Source organism: Agrobacterium sp. 16-2014-1-2a (assembly GCF_053522705.1).
This window is the reverse complement of the sequence record NZ_JBNWBX010000009.1, coordinates 89,501-106,457: the sequence shown is the minus strand read 5'-3', so window position 1 is coordinate 106,457 and position 16,957 is coordinate 89,501. Positions and strand designations below refer to the sequence as shown.

At 57.8% G+C, this 16,957-nt stretch carries 15 protein-coding genes; 2 read left to right on the top strand and 13 right to left on the bottom strand.

What is annotated here, in order from left to right; translation table 11 throughout:
- Positions 1–161: 161 nt before the first annotated feature.
- From ACQZ45_RS22330 to ACQZ45_RS22315, 4 genes are all read right to left on the bottom strand, one after another.
- Positions 162–2,951 carry a bifunctional aconitate hydratase 2/2-methylisocitrate dehydratase gene (locus ACQZ45_RS22330; RefSeq protein WP_112178896.1) on the bottom strand — a complete coding sequence of 930 codons (2,790 nt, stop codon included), beginning with the start codon at positions 2,949–2,951 and terminating at the stop codon, positions 162–164.
- 338 nt (positions 2,952–3,289) lie between these two features.
- On the bottom strand, positions 3,290–3,847 hold the full coding sequence (locus tag ACQZ45_RS22325) for a fasciclin domain-containing protein (protein WP_003518253.1): 558 nt from the start codon (positions 3,845–3,847) through the stop codon (positions 3,290–3,292).
- Positions 3,848–4,109: 262 nt separating this feature from the next.
- Complete coding sequence (locus tag ACQZ45_RS22320) at positions 4,110–5,366, bottom strand: Zn-dependent hydrolase (RefSeq protein ID WP_025595131.1); 1,257 nt, start codon at positions 5,364–5,366, stop codon at positions 4,110–4,112.
- 19 nt (positions 5,367–5,385) lie between these two features.
- On the bottom strand, positions 5,386–6,228 hold the full coding sequence (locus ACQZ45_RS22315; protein WP_025595132.1) for a BtpA/SgcQ family protein: 843 nt from the start codon (positions 6,226–6,228) through the stop codon (positions 5,386–5,388).
- Between the two features lie 24 nt (positions 6,229–6,252).
- Here ACQZ45_RS22315 and ACQZ45_RS22310 point away from each other — a divergent pair, with 24 nt between their 5' ends.
- Positions 6,253–7,149: a ribokinase gene (locus tag ACQZ45_RS22310; protein ID WP_448742554.1), complete on the top strand. Its 897-nt coding sequence runs from the start codon at positions 6,253–6,255 to the stop codon at positions 7,147–7,149.
- A gap of 31 nt (positions 7,150–7,180) precedes the next feature.
- On the opposite strand, the gene ACQZ45_RS22305 is transcribed toward ACQZ45_RS22310, so the two are convergent.
- From ACQZ45_RS22305 to ACQZ45_RS22280, 6 genes are read right to left on the bottom strand one after another with little or no spacing between them, the layout of a single operon-like run.
- Positions 7,181–7,951, bottom strand: coding sequence for a glutamine amidotransferase (locus ACQZ45_RS22305; protein WP_025595133.1), 771 nt, complete (start codon positions 7,949–7,951; stop codon positions 7,181–7,183).
- 25 nt (positions 7,952–7,976) lie between these two features.
- Positions 7,977–9,044 carry a phosphotriesterase family protein gene (locus tag ACQZ45_RS22300; protein ID WP_013762214.1) on the bottom strand — a complete coding sequence of 356 codons (1,068 nt, stop codon included), beginning with the start codon at positions 9,042–9,044 and terminating at the stop codon, positions 7,977–7,979.
- A 4-nt stretch (positions 9,045–9,048) separates the two neighbouring features.
- Positions 9,049–10,053: an ABC transporter permease gene (locus tag ACQZ45_RS22295; RefSeq protein ID WP_003518264.1), complete on the bottom strand. Its 1,005-nt coding sequence runs from the start codon at positions 10,051–10,053 to the stop codon at positions 9,049–9,051.
- On the bottom strand, positions 10,050–10,859 hold the full coding sequence (locus tag ACQZ45_RS22290; protein ID WP_013762213.1) for an ATP-binding cassette domain-containing protein: 810 nt from the start codon (positions 10,857–10,859) through the stop codon (positions 10,050–10,052). The genes ACQZ45_RS22295 and ACQZ45_RS22290 overlap by 4 nt, the downstream gene beginning before the upstream one ends.
- Positions 10,856–11,809 carry an ABC transporter substrate-binding protein gene (locus ACQZ45_RS22285; RefSeq protein ID WP_025595134.1) on the bottom strand — a complete coding sequence of 318 codons (954 nt, stop codon included), beginning with the start codon at positions 11,807–11,809 and terminating at the stop codon, positions 10,856–10,858. Before ACQZ45_RS22285 ends, ACQZ45_RS22290 begins: the two co-directional genes overlap by 4 nt.
- Positions 11,810–11,844: 35 nt before the next feature.
- The gene (locus tag ACQZ45_RS22280) at positions 11,845–12,870 is read right to left on the bottom strand and encodes a LacI family DNA-binding transcriptional regulator (protein WP_013762211.1); all 1,026 of its coding nucleotides are present in this window, start codon (positions 12,868–12,870) and stop codon (positions 11,845–11,847) included.
- 528 nt (positions 12,871–13,398) lie between these two features.
- On the opposite strand from ACQZ45_RS22280, the gene ACQZ45_RS22275 reads away from it, so the two are divergent.
- A complete protein-coding gene (locus tag ACQZ45_RS22275; protein ID WP_013762209.1) occupies positions 13,399–13,686 on the top strand; it encodes a hypothetical protein in 288 nt (95 codons plus the stop codon).
- Positions 13,687–13,797: 111 nt separating this feature from the next.
- Here the strand turns inward: ACQZ45_RS22275 and ACQZ45_RS22270 are convergent, their stop codons facing one another.
- The 3 genes from ACQZ45_RS22270 to ACQZ45_RS22260 form a co-directional block, all read right to left on the bottom strand.
- A complete protein-coding gene (locus ACQZ45_RS22270) occupies positions 13,798–14,067 on the bottom strand; it encodes a DUF1488 family protein (protein ID WP_013762208.1) in 270 nt (89 codons plus the stop codon).
- On the bottom strand, positions 14,064–14,357 hold the full coding sequence (locus ACQZ45_RS22265) for a hypothetical protein (RefSeq protein ID WP_025595135.1): 294 nt from the start codon (positions 14,355–14,357) through the stop codon (positions 14,064–14,066). The genes ACQZ45_RS22270 and ACQZ45_RS22265 overlap by 4 nt, the downstream gene beginning before the upstream one ends.
- A gap of 607 nt (positions 14,358–14,964) precedes the next feature.
- On the bottom strand, positions 14,965–16,917 hold the full coding sequence (locus tag ACQZ45_RS22260) for a putative bifunctional diguanylate cyclase/phosphodiesterase (RefSeq protein WP_013762205.1): 1,953 nt from the start codon (positions 16,915–16,917) through the stop codon (positions 14,965–14,967).
- Positions 16,918–16,957 lie beyond the last annotated feature (40 nt).

The window sequence follows — 16,957 nt, the reverse complement described above, 5'->3', positions numbered from 1 at the left end:
GTGCCGGCGTTTTTTCGCGTGATTGTGGCGTTTTGCAAAGAATTTGACGGGTAATTTCAACCCTAGAGCGCGTCCGGTTTCAACTGAATTCGGTGGACGCGCTCTATATCTTTGGTTTCAAACGTTTTTCCGGACGTAAAAGTCCTACGCCCGGAAATACTTTAGTATTGGACAGACAGGGAATCGATTGGCGCAGCTTTCGGCGGTGCGAACTTGGTCAGATCGATACCTACCACGGCGGCCTTGTATTCCTCAGCGCTCGGTGTGCGGCCAAGGATTGCCGACAGTACCACGACAGGGGTCGAGGCCAGCAGCGATTCACCCTTCTTCTCGGCAGTGTCCTCAACAACGCGGCCCTGGAAGAGACGGGTCGAGGTTGCCAGAACAGTATCACCCTTCTCCGCCTTCTCCTGGTTGCCCATGCAAAGGTTGCAGCCCGGGCGCTCCAGATAGAGGATGTTCTCGTATTCCGTCCGGTTGGCAGTCTTCGGCTTGAGATCATCGAACTCGAAGCCGGAATACTTCTGCAGGATTTCCCAATCCCCTTCCGCCTTCAGCTCGTCGATGATGTTATAGGTCGGTGCCGCGACCACGAGCGGCGCCTTGAACTCGACCTTGCCTTCGGCCTTCTCGATGTTCTTCAGCATCTGGGCGACGATCTTTATGTCGCCCTTATGCACCATGCACGAACCGACGAAGCCCAGATCGACCTTCTTGGTGCCGCCGTAATAGGACACCGGACGGATCGTGTCATGGGTGTAGCGCCGGGAGACATCGGTGTTGTTGACGTCGGGGTCGGCGATCATCGGTTCGTCGATCACGTCCAGATCCACGACGACTTCAGCGAAATATTTCGCATTGTCGTCAGGGGTCAGAGCGGGCTTTTCGCCCGAGCGGATTTCGGCAATACGCTGATCTGCCTTGGCGATCAGGCCCTTCAGTGTCTGGGCGGCATTATCCATGCCCTTGTCGATCATGATCTGGATACGCGACTTGGCGATTTCCAGCGACTCGATCAGCGTCTCGTCTTCAGAGATACAGATCGACGCCTTGGCCTTCATCTCGGCCGTCCAGTCGGTAAAGGTGAAGGCCTGGTCGGCGAGCAGCGTGCCGATATGGACTTCAATGATGCGGCCCTGGAAAACGTTGTCGCCATGCTGCTTCAGCATCTGCGCCTGCGTCGCATGGACAACATCGCGGAAATCCATATGCGGCTGCATCTTGCCCTTGAAGGTGACCTTGACGGATTGCGGGATCGGCATGGTCGCCTCGCCCGTCGCCAGTGCCAGCGCCACAGTGCCCGAGTCGGCACCGAAGGCCACGCCCTTGGACATGCGGGTGTGGCTGTCGCCGCCGATGATGATCGCCCAGTCGTCCACGGTGATGTCGTTCAGCACCTTGTGGATCACGTCCGTCATCGAATGATAGACGCCCTTGGGGTCGCGGGCAGTGATGACGCCGAAGTTGTTCATGAAGGACATGAGCTTCGGAATGTTCGCCTGCGCCTTCTTGTCCCAGACGGAGGCCGTGTGGCAACCCGACTGGTACGCACCATCCACCAGCGGCGAAATGACGGTTGCCGCCATCGCCTCAAGTTCCTGCGCGGTCATCAGGCCGGTCGTATCCTGCGAGCCGACGATGTTCACTTTCACGCGGACATCCGAGCCAGCATGCAGCACCTTGCCAGGCGTCACGCCAACGGCGTTGCGGTTGAAGATCTTCTCCACGGCGGTGAGGCCCTGGCCTTCGATGGAGATTTCCTTGTTGGGCGCAAAGACAGGGGTGGCCTCGACGCCAAGCGTTTCCGCCGCAAACGTCTGGAGCTTCTTGCCGAAGACGATGGCATAGGAGCTGCCTGCCTTCATGAATTCCATCTTCTGCGGTGTGAAGGAGGATGAGAGATCGACCAGTTCCGTGCCGTTCTCGTCACGAAGCTTGTAGTTCTTGGCGTCGATCTTCAAAACGGTGCCGGTCTCAACCGAATATTTCTGCTCCAGAACCGGATTGCCGTCATTGTTGAGGATAGGCTTGCCGTCTTCGCCGAGTTTCTTCACCCAGTTCTTGAGGTTGATGCCGATGCCGCCCGTCACATCGACAGTGGTGGCGAAGATCGGCGAAATGCCGTTGGTGCCGGCAACGATCGGGGCGAAGTTGACGAAGGGCACATAGGGGCTGGCCTGCTTGCCGGTCCACAGCGCCACGTTGTTGACGCCCGACATGCGCGACGAGCCGACGCCCATCGTGCCCTTTTCGGCGATCATCATCACCCGCTTGTCGGGATGCTGCTTCTGCAGCGCGACGATTTCCGCCTGCGCTTCCGGCGTGATCATACACTGGCCGTGCAGCTGCCGGTCGGAGCGCGAATGCGCCTGGTTGCCAGGGGACAGAAGATCGGTAGAGATATCGCCTTCGGCGGCGATGAAGGTCACGACCTTGATCTCATCCTCGACATCGGGAAGCTTGGTGAAGAACTCAGCCTTGGCATAGCTCTCAAGAACGCCCTTCGCGACGGTATTGCCCGCCTTGAAGGCATCGCGCAGCCGGAACATGTCGGCGTCATAGAGGAAGACCTGCGTCTTCAGCACTTCGCCTGCCGGCTGGGCAAGCCCGGCATCATCACCAAGGGCGATGTCGAGCAGCGCTTCGATGGAGGGGCCACCCTTCATATGCGACAGCAGTTCAAGGGCGAAAGTGGGCGTGATCTCCGGAACGACAGTTTCGCCCAGAATGATCTGCTTCAGAAAGGCGGCCTTGACGCCGGCAGCGCTCGTGGTGCCTGGCAAGGTGTTGTAAATGAAGAATTTGAGGGCATCCGCGCGATATTCGCTACCGGTATCCCTGATCAAGGCAATGATTTCGCCGGTTAATCCGCCATCGTCGATCGGCTTGGGAGCGAGCCCTTGAGTTTTTCTGCTTTCGATCTCAGCCAGGTAATCCAAGTAAAGGTTCATCGCAATCCCAACGTCATGAGGTGTATGGCGCCGAAACGCAGCGCCACGAAACACTATTGTTAATCGGCCCAGGGTCCTATCGATTTCGAGTACGTCAACCAGGGCCGGAAGGCAAGATAGCGCACTCTGTTTCTGTTTTCGATAACGGAACAGGAGAACATGCGGGCAGGCATGCCGTCTGCCGTCGTGCCCTCAGGGATGCGCCCGGCATTCCTCCCCGCGGCCTGCCGTACGCGATGCCGGCAAACCATTGCCTCACCGATAGAAGCAACGTCGAGCACAAAAAAATCCGGCCACCGAGGAGGTGGCCGGATCAGGCATGCAGAAGATAAGAGCAATCACATCTTCGGAAGCAGAACCTTGTCGATGACATGAATGACGCCGTTCGACTGCTTGACGTCGGCGATCGTCACATGCGCAACACCACCCGCTTCGTCGGTCAGGGTGATCTTGCCCATGCTTTCCTTCGCCTTGAGGATGCAGCCGCCGACCGTCTTCACATCATGGGTGCCGTTGTCATCCTTGATCATCTTCTCGATGGCGCTGGACATGGCATCGGCCGCCACGACATGACAGGTCAGGATCTTGGTCAGCTGCGCCTTGTTTTCCGGCTTCAGCAGAGTTTCGACTGTACCCTTCGGCAATTTGGCAAAGGCCTCATTGGTCGGAGCGAAGACCGTGAACGGTCCCTTGCCCTGAAGGGTTTCTACGAGACCGGCAGCCTTGACGGCGGCGACCAGCGTGGTGTGATCCTTCGAGTTGACGGCATTCTCGATGATGTTCTTGTTTTCGTACATTGCAGCACCGCCGACCTTTGGATTTTCAGCAAAGGCACCCGAAGCAAGAGTCGAGATTGCCGTCGCAAGGGCGAGCGTACGGATTGCGGACTTGAACATTGAATATTCCTCTTCCCTAATCGCCTCGGCGCGGAAGCGCGCCTCTGAAGGCCTGTCGTTCCTGTCTCGGGGAACAGCACAAGTGACGAGAGCGACAGGAGGAAAGTTTCAAGCAAAACGTAGTTTCATACGATCGCTTGCTACAGCGCTGATTCATTTCGGCTTTTTCTCAACCGAATTACACTCGCGATCGGCCAGCGCGCAGTGATCTGCAAACGGAGCAACCCTACGAAGGGGCGAAAGCACCCAGCAAACATTCGATTTACGACGCTCCCGTCGGCGCTAGCAGCTGGAGAAGCGAAGCCAAGAGCATGTTGCCACCCGCAATACTATGCTCCTGCTCCACATATTCAGCCTCATTGTGACTGAGACCATCCCGGCAGGGTACGAAAATCATGGCCGATGGCGCGACGCGGTTCATAAAAAGCGCATCGTGGAATGCGCCGGAGAGCATTCTCTTTGTTGCAAAGTCCCGCTCTTGTGCGGCCTGATCCAATACGGCAAGCAATTCATCCGGAAAACTTGCCGGCGGCATGTCGAAAATCTGCGAAATAGTCGCCGAGCAGCCTGTGTCCGCCGCTGCCTGTTGGATAGCCATGCGGATTGTCTGCTCCATGACGCCGATTGTTGTCAGCGAAGGGTGTCTAAAATCGATCGTGAAGCGCACCGTTGCCGGGATCGCGTTCACCGCGCCGGGTTCAAGGGCCATTCGGCCAATCGTGAAACGCGCGGCCGGATCGGCTGGCATGATGTCGCGATAGAGTTCAGACAGCGCGTTGACCGTGGCTTGCATGGGGTCATGCCGATATTGCAGCGCCGTTGTTCCAGCGTGGGCGGTCTGCCCGTCGATAATCACCTCCAGCCAGCGCGTTCCCTGTATGCCGGTGACGATGCCGATCGGTAAGCCCTCTTTTTCCAATGAAGGGCCTTGCTCGATATGGACCTCGAGATAAGCGAAAACCGGCGTGCCCAGAGGCCGCATCGCGGCAACCGGGAGACTTTCCAGCGTGGCGGAGAGTTCATCTGCGAAAAGCGCACCGTCAGTCGCGCGCATGGTCTCCCAGGCGCTTGGAATTGAACCGGCCGCAAAGGCCATGGAGCCCATGCAGCCCGGCGCGAAGCGGCAGCCCTCTTCATTCGTGAACGACACGACCTCCACCGGCCGCTCGGTTTCCACCCCGCAATCTTCGAGTGTTTCCAGAACCTCAAAAGCTGCGAGCGTGCCGAGCGCACCGTCAAAACGACCGCCTGCAGGCTGACTGTCGAGATGACTGCCGATAAGCAGCGGCGACAGATCCGGGTTGCGCCCCTCGCGGCGAATGAACAGATTGGCAATCGGGTCCTGAAAGACCTTGAAGCCGCGCTGCAGCGCCAGCTCCGTCAGCAATTGCCGCGCCTGCCGGTCGAGGCCGGTCAAGGCCTGGCGGTTTACGCCACCCTTTGCCGTCGCGCCTATTTGCGCAAACCGGTCGAGTCGATCGATAAGTCGCTGCCCGTTGATCGAAAGAGTTTGCGTCATCATCATTTCCCGTTTGCCCTCAACCCGAAAGCCCTGGCTGCGCCGCCTCAACAAACGATCGCACACGGGCAGGCTCGACAGGGTTCCACCAGACACCGCCCTGTTTTAGCGACGAAGCGACGATGACACCGCTGGTGCGCTTCAGGATTTCAACGATATTGGCTTCCCCAACACCAGAACCGACCAGAAGCGGAAGATGTGTGGCCTGCCCGATCTCTTCGATTTCCGCGATCGTTGCGCTGTTGCCGGTTCGCTGGCCAGTAGCGATCACCGCATCCGCATCAAAGAAGGCAAGGTCGCGGGTCAGCTCATCGATGCTACGATCACCCGTGATAGCATGCGCGCCATGCTTGACGTGGCTGTCGGCGAAAACCTTTATGTGCTCGGCCCTGAGCAGGGATCGATAACGCATCGCTTCCGCCGCACGCCCTTCCATGAAACCCTCGTTGGCGACATAGGCATTGGCCCACTGGTTGACGCGGATGAATTTCGCCCCGCCTGCCATGGCAGTGGCGAAAGCCGGGATCGGCGCATTGGCAAGCACGTTGATACCGAGCGGAACGCCAGTCGCCCGCGCGACCCGGTCAGTCACCACGCTCATGAAGGCAGGTGTCTCATGACCGATATCCTCCGGCTTGGAAAAGGGAATATCGCCATGGTTTTCAACGAGAAGACCATGCATACCGCCTTCGATCAAAGCCTCGGCATCGCGCATGCAGACGTCGTAGATGGCATCCATGGCCGCGCCACGATACCTTGGTGCTCCGGGAAACGGCGGGCAATGCACCATGCCGATCAAGGCCTTGTCACGACCAAAGATTTCCTGGATGGCATTCGCCCTATTGTCGGATATGATCTGCATGCCTTGTCCTCTCGAAAGTTTTTCATGCGTGCCTTCGTCATCGGCAATATCGCGCTCGACGAAACCTATTCCGTTTCCGCCCTGCCGGAAGCCGGGGCTTCGATTTTCGGCCGGCAGGCCTTCCGCGATCTTGGCGGAAAAGGCTGCAATCAAGCCATTGTCATGGCCCGATGCGGGCTCGATACCACATTGACTGCTGCTGTAGGTACAGATGACAGGTCTGCGACCATCCGCGCCCGCCTTGCAACCGAACCTCTGACCGCCGACCTCATTGGCATGGATGGGCAGACCAGCGATCTCTCCATCATCTTCAACACGCCCGATGGTGAAAACAGCATCGTCACGACCACTGCCTGCGCACAATCCCTGACCCCGGAAGACGTGGCCGGAACCCTTGGTACAGCCAGCCCCGGCGACCTTCTCGTCGTGCAAGGCAATCTGGGCGAAACAACCACCCGTCTCGCACTGTCGCAGGCAAAGGCAACGGGAATGATCACCGCATTCAATCCGTCACCTCTCCAACCCTGGTTTGAAAGTCTCTGGCCGCTCACGGACATCGCTTTCCTCAACCGCGGCGAAGCGGCCGCCCTGACCGGGGATACCGGCTCGACAGCGATAAAATTGCTCATTTCAGCCGGTGTCCGCCAGGTCATCCTCACCCTTGGCGGCGAGGGTTCGATGCTTGGCACGACAAACCAATGCCTGACCGTGCCCGCCGAAAAAACTGGCGTTGTCGACACGACGGGTGCTGGCGATTGCTTCATGGCCGTCACGCTGGCCTCCGCCGCGTTGAGAAACGTCAGTGTGGATGAACGGGCGTTGAGGCATGGCGCAAAGGCATCTGCGCTGACCGTCAATCGTCGGGGCACGCTTTCAGCCTTTCCCGATATCCTTGAGCTCGCGGATATTTTGTCCAACTGACGATCCTCTCCACCGATACATGCCGCCGCGCTCAGCGAGCTTCTGTCAGCCAGCCCAGAATGTTTTTCCACAAACGGCCGTAGCCCTGCCATTCGCAGAAGGCGGGAGAGAGCCAGTGCGGACCAATGTCGGACGTCCACGCCGCTGTCCGACCCTGGCCAAAAACGCCGGTGACCAGAAGCGGATGACCGCCCTGCTCCGCAGGCAGGCGGGCGACCACGTCCACATCCGCGCGCTCGCGCACCTCTACCTCATTGACACCGAGGAGAAGCGGCCATTCGCCGGAAAGACCTGCAACGGTGGGATGATCCGGCATCAGAATGTCGGCCGTCGATCCTTCTGGAATTTCAACGCGGTCATCCCATGGCAGGCAGGTCACGGGAAGCGTATCTTCCACGGGGGTGCGACGCCACCGGGCCTTGCCATCGATACCCTGGAACGAGAAATATCCGCCAACCATCAGCAGGCCGCCGCCCTTTTCGACCCATGCCTTGAGAAGCTTCAGACGGTTTGGAACGGTTTTCGAGTGCAACCAAACCGCAGGCGGCAAAAGCAGCGAATTGGCACCGATGTCAGAGAGGATGATCGCGTCATACGCATCCAGCCCCGCCATATCGAAGGGAAGTTTCTCGACAGCATCATGAGCCGTCAGGTAGGTCAGCTCGTATTCACTACCTTCGAGCGCCTTTACCAGAGGTTCCGCGCCCAAGTGAAAGGTGACGCTGCCGAACTGGTCGAAGCCCTTGTAGTGAGTGGCGGAGCTGACCCAGCTTTCGCCCACGAGAAGTATTTTCTTTATCATTTTTCGTTCCATTTCTATGGGTTCGTCACGTCTTCGCCTGGAAGACCGAGCGCGGGTTATCCCGCATGAGGATTTGCAAGGTGAGGTCATCCAGACCATGCCGCTTCAATCGCGGCAGGAAATGCTTGAGGATATAGGCGTAACCATTGCCGCCATACCGCGTCAGCATCATCTTCAGGAAAACATCGTGGGAAAGCAGGATGCGGTCCAGATATCCCCGCTCCACCAGCTGGACGATGGCTTTGGCCGCTTCGTCGTCACTCGGGCATTGGACCTGCTGATCGGCATAGAAGAAATCCATGCCGATCATGTCGTATTCGATGAAGGCACCGCGGCCGGCAAGTTCTCCCTGATAGCCAAGGTCATCATGCGACGGGTTCATGTGACACAGAACGGTGTGACTGACATCCGCGCCTTCCTGCTCGACTACATCGAGAACCCTGTGACCCAGCCTTAACCAGCCCGGAAGATGCACCATGAGGGGCAAACCTGTACGGGCCTGCGCCCTCGCCGCACCCCGCAGCGATTTTTGCTCCTCGGGGGTGAAGTCCGAGGACACACCGATCTCTCCGATCAGACCGATTTTCACGCCGGTTCCGTCGACGCCCTGAAGCGCCTCGTGAACGATTTCATTGGCGATGTCGTCGATGCTGAGCGCTGCCACTTTCTCAGGATGGGAGGAGGCCAGATAATAACCCGCCCCCATCACGATGTTGAGCCCGGTCGCCTCGGATATCCGCCTGAGGGCAAGCGGATTTCTGCCGATACCCTGGCAGGTCGGCTCCACCACTGTATGGCCGCCCTGAGCGGCGAATTCATGCAGTTCTTTAATCGCAAGCGGCTCATCATCCAGCGTGATGTTGTGCTTGTTGACGAAGGGATCCTGGCGAAGTTCGCCGAGGATTTCCTGGCAGACCAAGCCCTCTGCCAGATATTGCCGCTCCGGCGTTTTCGGTGCGTGCCACCAGCAGCGGCAATCGTTGAGAATATGCTCGTGCATCAGCGTCACGCCGAGCTTTTCCACCGGGACGGGACCGGCAACCGTCATGAAATTGCCGGAGCGAATATGGCCTTTCGAGAGTTCATCCACCATGGCCTCAACCCTTTTTTCTGGAACCCAAGCGGAAGTTGGTGGTGAAGATGCGCGTGTTCAGCCAGATGGCGGCAAGAATGATCGCGCCCGTGACGATCTGTGTGAAAAAGGGCGAAATATGCATCAGGATCAGCCCGTTGCCGATCACGGCAATGGTCATGGTGCCAAGCACGGAGCCGAGAATGGTTCCGCGTCCGCCCATCAAAGATGTGCCGCCAAGCACAACCGCTGCCACGACCTGCAGCTCAAAGCCGACAGCAGCATTGGAGGAACCCGAGCCAAGGCGTGACGCGATCAGCAGCCCAGCGATTGCGGATGCCACGCCTGCGACCAGATAGACCGATGCAAGGATCCATTTTGCCGGCATACCCACACGACGGGCAGCCTCCAGATTGGAGCCTACCGCCACGACCCGGCGTCCGTAGCGGGTGGACGAAATGACCACATAGGCCACGACAGTGATGAGGATACCGATCAGCGCCGGCACCGGGAAACCGAACAGGTCTCCGCGACCGAGAAAAAAGAAGCCGGGCGCATCCGGAATCGGCACCGAATACCCTTGGGTGATATAGAGTGCGACCCCTCGAAGGATGGACAAGCCTGCGAGCGTAACGATGAAGGCCGGAATGCCCTGATAGGCAATGAACCAGCCCTGCAAGAGACCAAGCACGGCTCCGAGCATGAGCATGGCGACCAGCACCAGAGGCCACGGATAGCCCGCCGCCATGAGGATGGCACCGACGGCGTTGATCAGCGCAACCATGGAGCCGACCGACAGGTCGATGCCGCCGGTGATGATGACAAGCGTCATGGCGACGGAAACGATGAGGATGGGAGCGGCCTGACGCACGACGTTCAGCAGGTTGCCTGCCGTCAGGAACGTATCCGTGCTTACGGCAAAGAACAGCATGCAGGCGATGAAAAAGGCCGTTATGGACAAGACCTGCGCGTTTTCGGCGATGAAATCGGCGACGGGTGAGCCCTTGGCGCGTTCAGTGTAGACGGTCAATGGCGACCTCCCACGATCAGTTTGACGAGGTCTTCGAGGCTGGTTTCGTTGATCTGCCGTTCGGCGACCTTCGTTCCCTCGTACATGACGGCGATGCGATCACACACGCGGAACAGATCCTGAAGACGATGAGTGATGAGGATGACGGACACGCCCTTGGCCTTGACCCGGTTGATCAACGCCAGAACGGCCTCCACCTCTGCTACGGCAAGCGCCGAAGTGGGTTCGTCCATGATCAGGACCTTGGGATTGAAGGACGCCGCACGGGCGATTGCGATTGCCTGCCGCTGTCCGCCGGAGAGTTTTTCCACCTTGGCCGTCAACCTTGGAATACGGATTTCCAGCGCGTCGAGCATCTTGCGGGCCTCGGCCAACATCGTCTGCCGGTCGAGGAACGGACCCTTGGTGATCTCGCGCCCAAGAAACAGGTTGCCGATCACGTCTATATGGTCACAGAGGCTCAAATCCTGAAAGACCATCTCGATATTGCGATTGCGCGCATCGGCGGGACCGGAGAAACGGACCTCTTCCCCTTCGAGCGTAATGGATCCTTCATCCGGAATGTAGGTTCCGGAAATAACCTTCGTCAGCGTCGATTTTCCAGCCGCGTTGTCACCGACAAGGCCCAGGCATTCACCGGGATAGATGTCGAGATCGACGCCGCGCAGCGCCTGATGTGAACCGAAGGTTTTTACGATACCGCGAAGCGAGACGCGCGGTTCTTGCGCCGCACCGGAGAGATGCTGGGGGAGAATATCTCCCCCAGCGCCGGTGACAGCGGTTGGGTGCTGTCCGCCGGCGATCATTTGAAGACCGCCCGGTAGGGCTCGACATTGGCCTTGGTGACGATGGTCACGGGCACGGCAATCGTCTTTTCGACACTGCCACCATCAGAAACAGTCTTCAGCGCCTTGACGGCCGCAGCACCCATGGCCGCCGGGTCCTGCTGAATGACACCCGCGACATAACCAGCGTCGATGCCAGCGATCGCCTGCTTGGTCAGATCCCAGCCGAAGACCTTGATGTCCTTCTGCTTGCTCTGGCTTTCGACGGCAGCGACGGCGCCGAGAAGGGCCGGTTCACCCGTTGCGTAGATTGCGGTCATATCCGGATTGCCGGTTATGAGGTTTTCCGCTGCGGAAAGAGCCGTATCCTGCACGTTCTGTCCGTCAACGACGCCAGCCGCCGTGATGCCGGGCTGATCCTTGAGCGTGTCCTCAAAGCCCTTCTGGCGGATATTCTGTATGAATGAGTTGAGGGCCCCGACGACGCCGATCTTGGCCTTGCCGCCCATGTCTGACTTCACATAGTCGACGAAGAACTTGCCCATGTCGGCACCAGCCTTGGCATTGTCGACGCCAATCTGTGCCTTCTGAGGCCCTTCCGGCAATATTGCGTCGATAGCGACCACTGGGATGTTCGCTTCGGCGGCCTGCTTTACCGCAGGCATGATGCCGTTGACATCAATGGCAACGACCGCGATCCCATCGACCTTCTGCTGGATATAGGTCTCGATGGCGCTGTTTTGCGCTGCCGGATCGTTATTGGCATTGAAGATGACGAGCTTGACGCCCGCTTCCTTCGCCGCCTTTTCCGCACCCTTGTTCATGTCGTTGAAAAAGATGGCCTGCTGGTTGATCTGCACCAGGGCTATCGTCTTTTCCGCGGCACCGGCAATGCCGGCGGAAAGCGTCGCCCCGGCCAGAAAGGTGGCGGCAAGGGCTGCGGAGAAATATCTGCGTTTGATTATTGTCATTTGCGTTCTTCCTCTGTTGGTTTTGTCCGTCGCAATTATTGTTTCGACGGCGGCGCAACGGAGCTCCGCACGACGATTTCTACGGGAAGCAGCTCTTCCGGATGGGCCGGAGTTTCCTGTTCCCAATTGGTTTCGGCGAGCAACGACAGGGCGCGCTGGCCAATGGCCCTGACCGGCTGGCGAATGGCGGTAAGCGGCGGATCGAACAGATGCAGCGGGCCGACATCGTCGAAGCCGATCATCGATACGTCCTGCGGAATGCGCACACCCTGCGCCCGCAAGACTTCAATCATCCCGATGGCGATTTCGTCGGAGCTGGCGAAAATTGCCGTGGCGGGACGGCCTTCGGAAAGAAAACGCAAGGCCGCCTCGCGACCGAACTCCGCGGTATAGTCGCCGCAATAGCGCATGATCGACGGCTCGGAGCCGCAATGTGTCCGCAACGCTGCCTCCAACCCAAGGAAACGCCGCTGCGTGCTGAGCATCTCTGCCGGGCCGCCGACATAAAGTACGCGTTCGTGGCCATATCCGGCAAGGTGTTCACCAGCCAAGCGGCCGCCCTGTTCATTGTCACAGAACAGCTTCGGCACGGATGCCCCACTGACGTCTTCATCGACCACAACGACTTTGCCGGTGGCGCTGATAAGCTCGGCAAGCTCGTCCGTATCGGGGTGGTTGGTAACGAAGACCAGCCCGTCGACATGGTTGCGGGCAAGAAGCCGCAGATAGGACAGTTCGCGTCCCGGCCGGTTCAACGTTGCGAAAAGCGATACGGCAAGACCGCGCCTGTCTGCCTCCTCTTCCACTGCTGCAACCAGCATGCCGAAGAACGGGTTGCCGATATCGGGAACGACGAGACCGATCGTATCGGAGCGCCCACGGCTCAGACGCCGGGCATGCGGGTTAGGAACATAGTTGAGCTGGCGAATGGCGTCTTCGATGCGGGCCTTCGTGTCCGCAGGCAATTCCAGTGAGCCGTTGAGCAGCCGCGACACCGTAGCGACGGAAACACCCGCCGTGCGGGCAACATCCTTCAGACTGGTCGCGCGATTTGGCGCCATCATTCTTCCCGTTCCTGTTCCCGTGGGCCTTTGGCCTCTTGATAGAGCTTGTAAAGCGATTTACTAAACCGGTTTACAAGGAAATCCAAAACTTGCCCCCTGTCAAGATCATTTGGTGAGGCATTCGAATTTTGGCATATCGGAGACTTTTGCGGCCTTCCGACGGAGAAGGGCAATCGCGAGACGAGTGACGGCGCTCCTCGCCTTCACATAGAGGTGTCTTCGATCAGCACCTCGGATTATCAGGATTGTTTCATTGCTAAACGAATGAAACGGGTCCACTGTGTTTGTTCCAGCAGCTATAGTACGGGCGCTGCTGTTTAAGGGTTGAATACCCTGGCCCCGACAAAGGAGGACGCCATGTCTTCCATATTCCACCAACCGACAAAACAGAATCTCGCAACGCTGGCTGGCTACGTCTTGTCTGCGGCAAGTGTGGCGTTGATCGTTTACATCCTGATCGGCGCATAGTTGCGATAACCGGCTGTAACTGTGCGGGTTTTAACGCAACCGAAAGCGGTGTTGGACATGATCGAAAGAACCACAGAGACCGAAATCACATTCACGCATCCGTTCCGTCTGGAGGCCCTTTCGGAACCCTTGGGAGCGGGCACTTATCGCCTGGTCATAGACGAGGAATTGATAGAGGGCCTCAGCTTCACGGCGTATCGCCGCGTGGGAACCCATCTAGAGATTCCCGCGGTCGCTGTCGCCATGAACCGCCGCCAGTTCCTTCAGGTGTCACCAACTGAAATCGATGATGCATTGGCTCGCGACGTCGCAACCGTAGCCGCCGGCCCGCGCGCCATTCCATGATCCCGCAATGGTCGCGCATTTCCTAAAGTGCGTAGCAGTTTTACGCCCGGAAAATGCGTAAAAACAAATAGCTAGAGCACGTCAGACAATTTTGTTTAAACAGGATGTGCTCTAGCCGAAGTCGGAAGTCGTCAGGACGTTCAAATTGCGCCGGTACTTGGCATACACCTTCTTGGCAGCCTCGTAGATCGGCGTGCGCATTGCGTCAAAAGACGAAAGGCATTGGGCCTCCGACATGCCTGTTGCATGCACGCCGCCCTTAGCGAGTGCAGCGGCTTCGACAAAAAACCGGATTTCGAACATGCCGTCATGGCCGAAAAACCGCACAGCTTTACGCACATCGTCAAAACTGCGGGCCGAGTTGGGGAAAGCCAGTGTCATGCTTCACACCTGCTGCGTTCTTCCCTTCGCAAAACGTTACGACGATTGAGTGAAAGCATGCCATCGGTTGCTTCCGATATGCTGAGTTCAGTCAGCCTGCGGCCACCCACCCGTACCGGCACACCGGTGAATACATGATATATGGTCCAGGTTTGGTCCCTCTCGATCCTTCTTCCATATTGGGAGTCAACCGTATCGGCGACGGAAGTCCCGCCTTCGTTCTCCCAAACTTCGATCCTGAGCGCCTGGCGTCTTTGGTCGTTATAACTATTCATGGTCTTGCCTTTCATCCGAGGCTTCAGCGCGGCTTTGATCCGCGTGGAGCCGGTTTTATTCTACATTGCGACTGCTGCGTTCCTGTCTCTCGGTCGAAAGTCCCTATCGATCGGAGTGGTGCTTGAGCCAGACATCCCTAAGGACTAAATGCGGTGTCGTGTCCGGGTGGTACCAAGAAAATCCAGGAGCGAAACGACCAGATGCCATGAAATGGCACTGGAGAAATGCAGATGGTCTGCGTTGTGCAACTGGTGGCAGCGTAATCGCCCGTCAACCAGCATGCTCGTGCCGCAATAGGTGACATCTCGGTGATTACCGCAAAGAAATACGGCACCGTCAGCGCAAACATTCACTAAAGGACAACGAAGAAGAGGCGGTGCCTCTCTGACACCGGGGAGCCGTGCTGCCAGCACAACGAAGCCTATACTGCGCCTGGATTGCGCGGAAAACAAGGCGGACGCTAAAAACCTGCCGGGCAGAAAAAGCAAACATGTCTATTCAAAGCAGACATTTCTACGCCATGATAGAAGTAGCCGAGCCCTGTTTCCTGTCCTTCCCCGGATCAACATCAGCAGGCAGGCATCGCAGCCGGAAAATCGGGGCCGAAAAACCCAGGCCACTTCAGGCTGACAGGATCATGTGCTTTTTTGCCTGTCCGGAAAGAAACTCACGGACATCCTGTTCTCGTAGTGGTGCCGCATAGATATAACCCTGCACCAGCGTAGCACCGAGACCTTCAAGGGCCGCGAGTTCCTCCAGTGTTTCGACCCCTTCCACCACGCATTCCAACCCCATGTCGCGGCTGAGCGTGAGCAGCGATTTAACGATTTTGTAGCTGGCTGGCTTTTCGTGCAGATCCGTAACGAAGCTGCGGTCAATCTTGATCTTGGTGAGGGGGAGAGCGTGCAGCCGTGTCAGGCTGGAATAACCGGTGCCGAAATCGTCCAGCGAAATGCCGCAACCGAGCCGCCGCAGCATTTCGACCGACTGCCTGACCTGTTCGAAATCATGCGCAAAGGCCGTTTCGGTAATTTCAAGGTCAATACGTGTTGCGTCGAAGCCGCTGTTTTCGATGATGCCGATCAATGACAGCACGCCTTCGCAGGAATTGAGGTCATGGGCCGAGAGGTTGAAGGACAGTCTAAGGGATGGCTCCCATACCGATGCGGAAGCGAGAGCGGTTCGAAGAAGAGGCCGCGTCAGCGAGCTGACGATACCGGCCCGCTCGGCAATGGCGAAGAACTGGGCAGGCGGGACATGCCCAAGGACCGGGCTGTGCCAGCGCGCCAGTGCTTCAAAGCCCGCAGCTCTTCCATCGCGTATGTCGACGATCGGTTGGAACACGACTGAAAGCTCGTTTTCTATCTCTTTCTGCTTGAGCAGATGTTCGATACGAGCTTCGATATTGATCTGCTTTTCGTGCTCCGCATCGAAGAGGACGGCATCGCCGCGCCGGGTTTTCTTGGCGTGATACAACGCATAGTCCGCACGGTCGAAAAGTTGCTCAAGCGTCAGAGCAAGGCACGGAAATACGGCGATGCCCATGGAAGCAGCGACATGCACAGTCCCCTCGGGAAGATGATAGGCCTCCCTCAACCGTTCCGAGATCACGTTCGCATTTGCAACGAGTTGTGCATCGTCAGGTATGATGGGGGCAACGATCGCAAATTCGTCTCCGCCAAGTCTAAATGCCCTGCTGGTCGTCAGAGTATCTGTGAGACGTTTGCTGACGCTGACGAGCAACCTGTCGCCCACGGAATGGCCGTAAAGGTCGTTAACCGGCTTGAACCCATCGAGATCGATAACGCCCAGCGCCAGCCGCGTTCCCGCCACCCTTGCTTTCTCGATCTCGGCTTCCAGATGGGCGAAAAAGGCGCGGCGGTTAGGCAGTTCCGTCAGGCTGTCAATATTGGCAAGCAGCAGGTTCTCATTGTTCAGCGCTTCCGTGCGCTGCTGCGAAACAATCATGCGCTCGAAATTGCGGTAGTTGGTCAACAGGATGGACATCATGCCCGCACAGACCAACAGAACATTGATGGCAATGGCGATGAATGTCGGTTGCTGTGAGGCCAAAAAAAAGATGACGAAGGCGCCGTTGACGATGGCCGTGACCATGAACGCCGCCGAACGCACATACATCAGACAGAAGATGCAGGATATGACGGTAATCGCCATGTAGAAGGCGACGTGGGATTGCGTATAGGCGTCCCCATACGGCACCAGCAGAAAAGACCAGAGCGTAAATACCACGGCAATGCCGGCCGCCAGGCGATTTGTGCGCTGAAGCGCTGCATGAGCCACCTTCGGCGCGGGATCGATACCGCGGGTCCTCCACCAGAACGCGATCCTGACGGTGCAGCCGAGTGTAAAAAAAGCCGGAATTCCAATGGTGAGCCAAAACGGCGCCAGTTGCAGATGTGTAGTCGCCAGCGCCCATGTACTTGAAATCAGTATGAAATACATCATCGGCATCTGCCGGGTGAAGGCGCGATATTGCGCTTTCACCAAGTCCGGATTGTCGGACCGGACAGACATAAAATCAAGCAATTTCTGTTTGGCGTTTGTTATGTTCATTTGCACGACTCATCGAGTACAGAGTCGGTTGTTTAGCAAG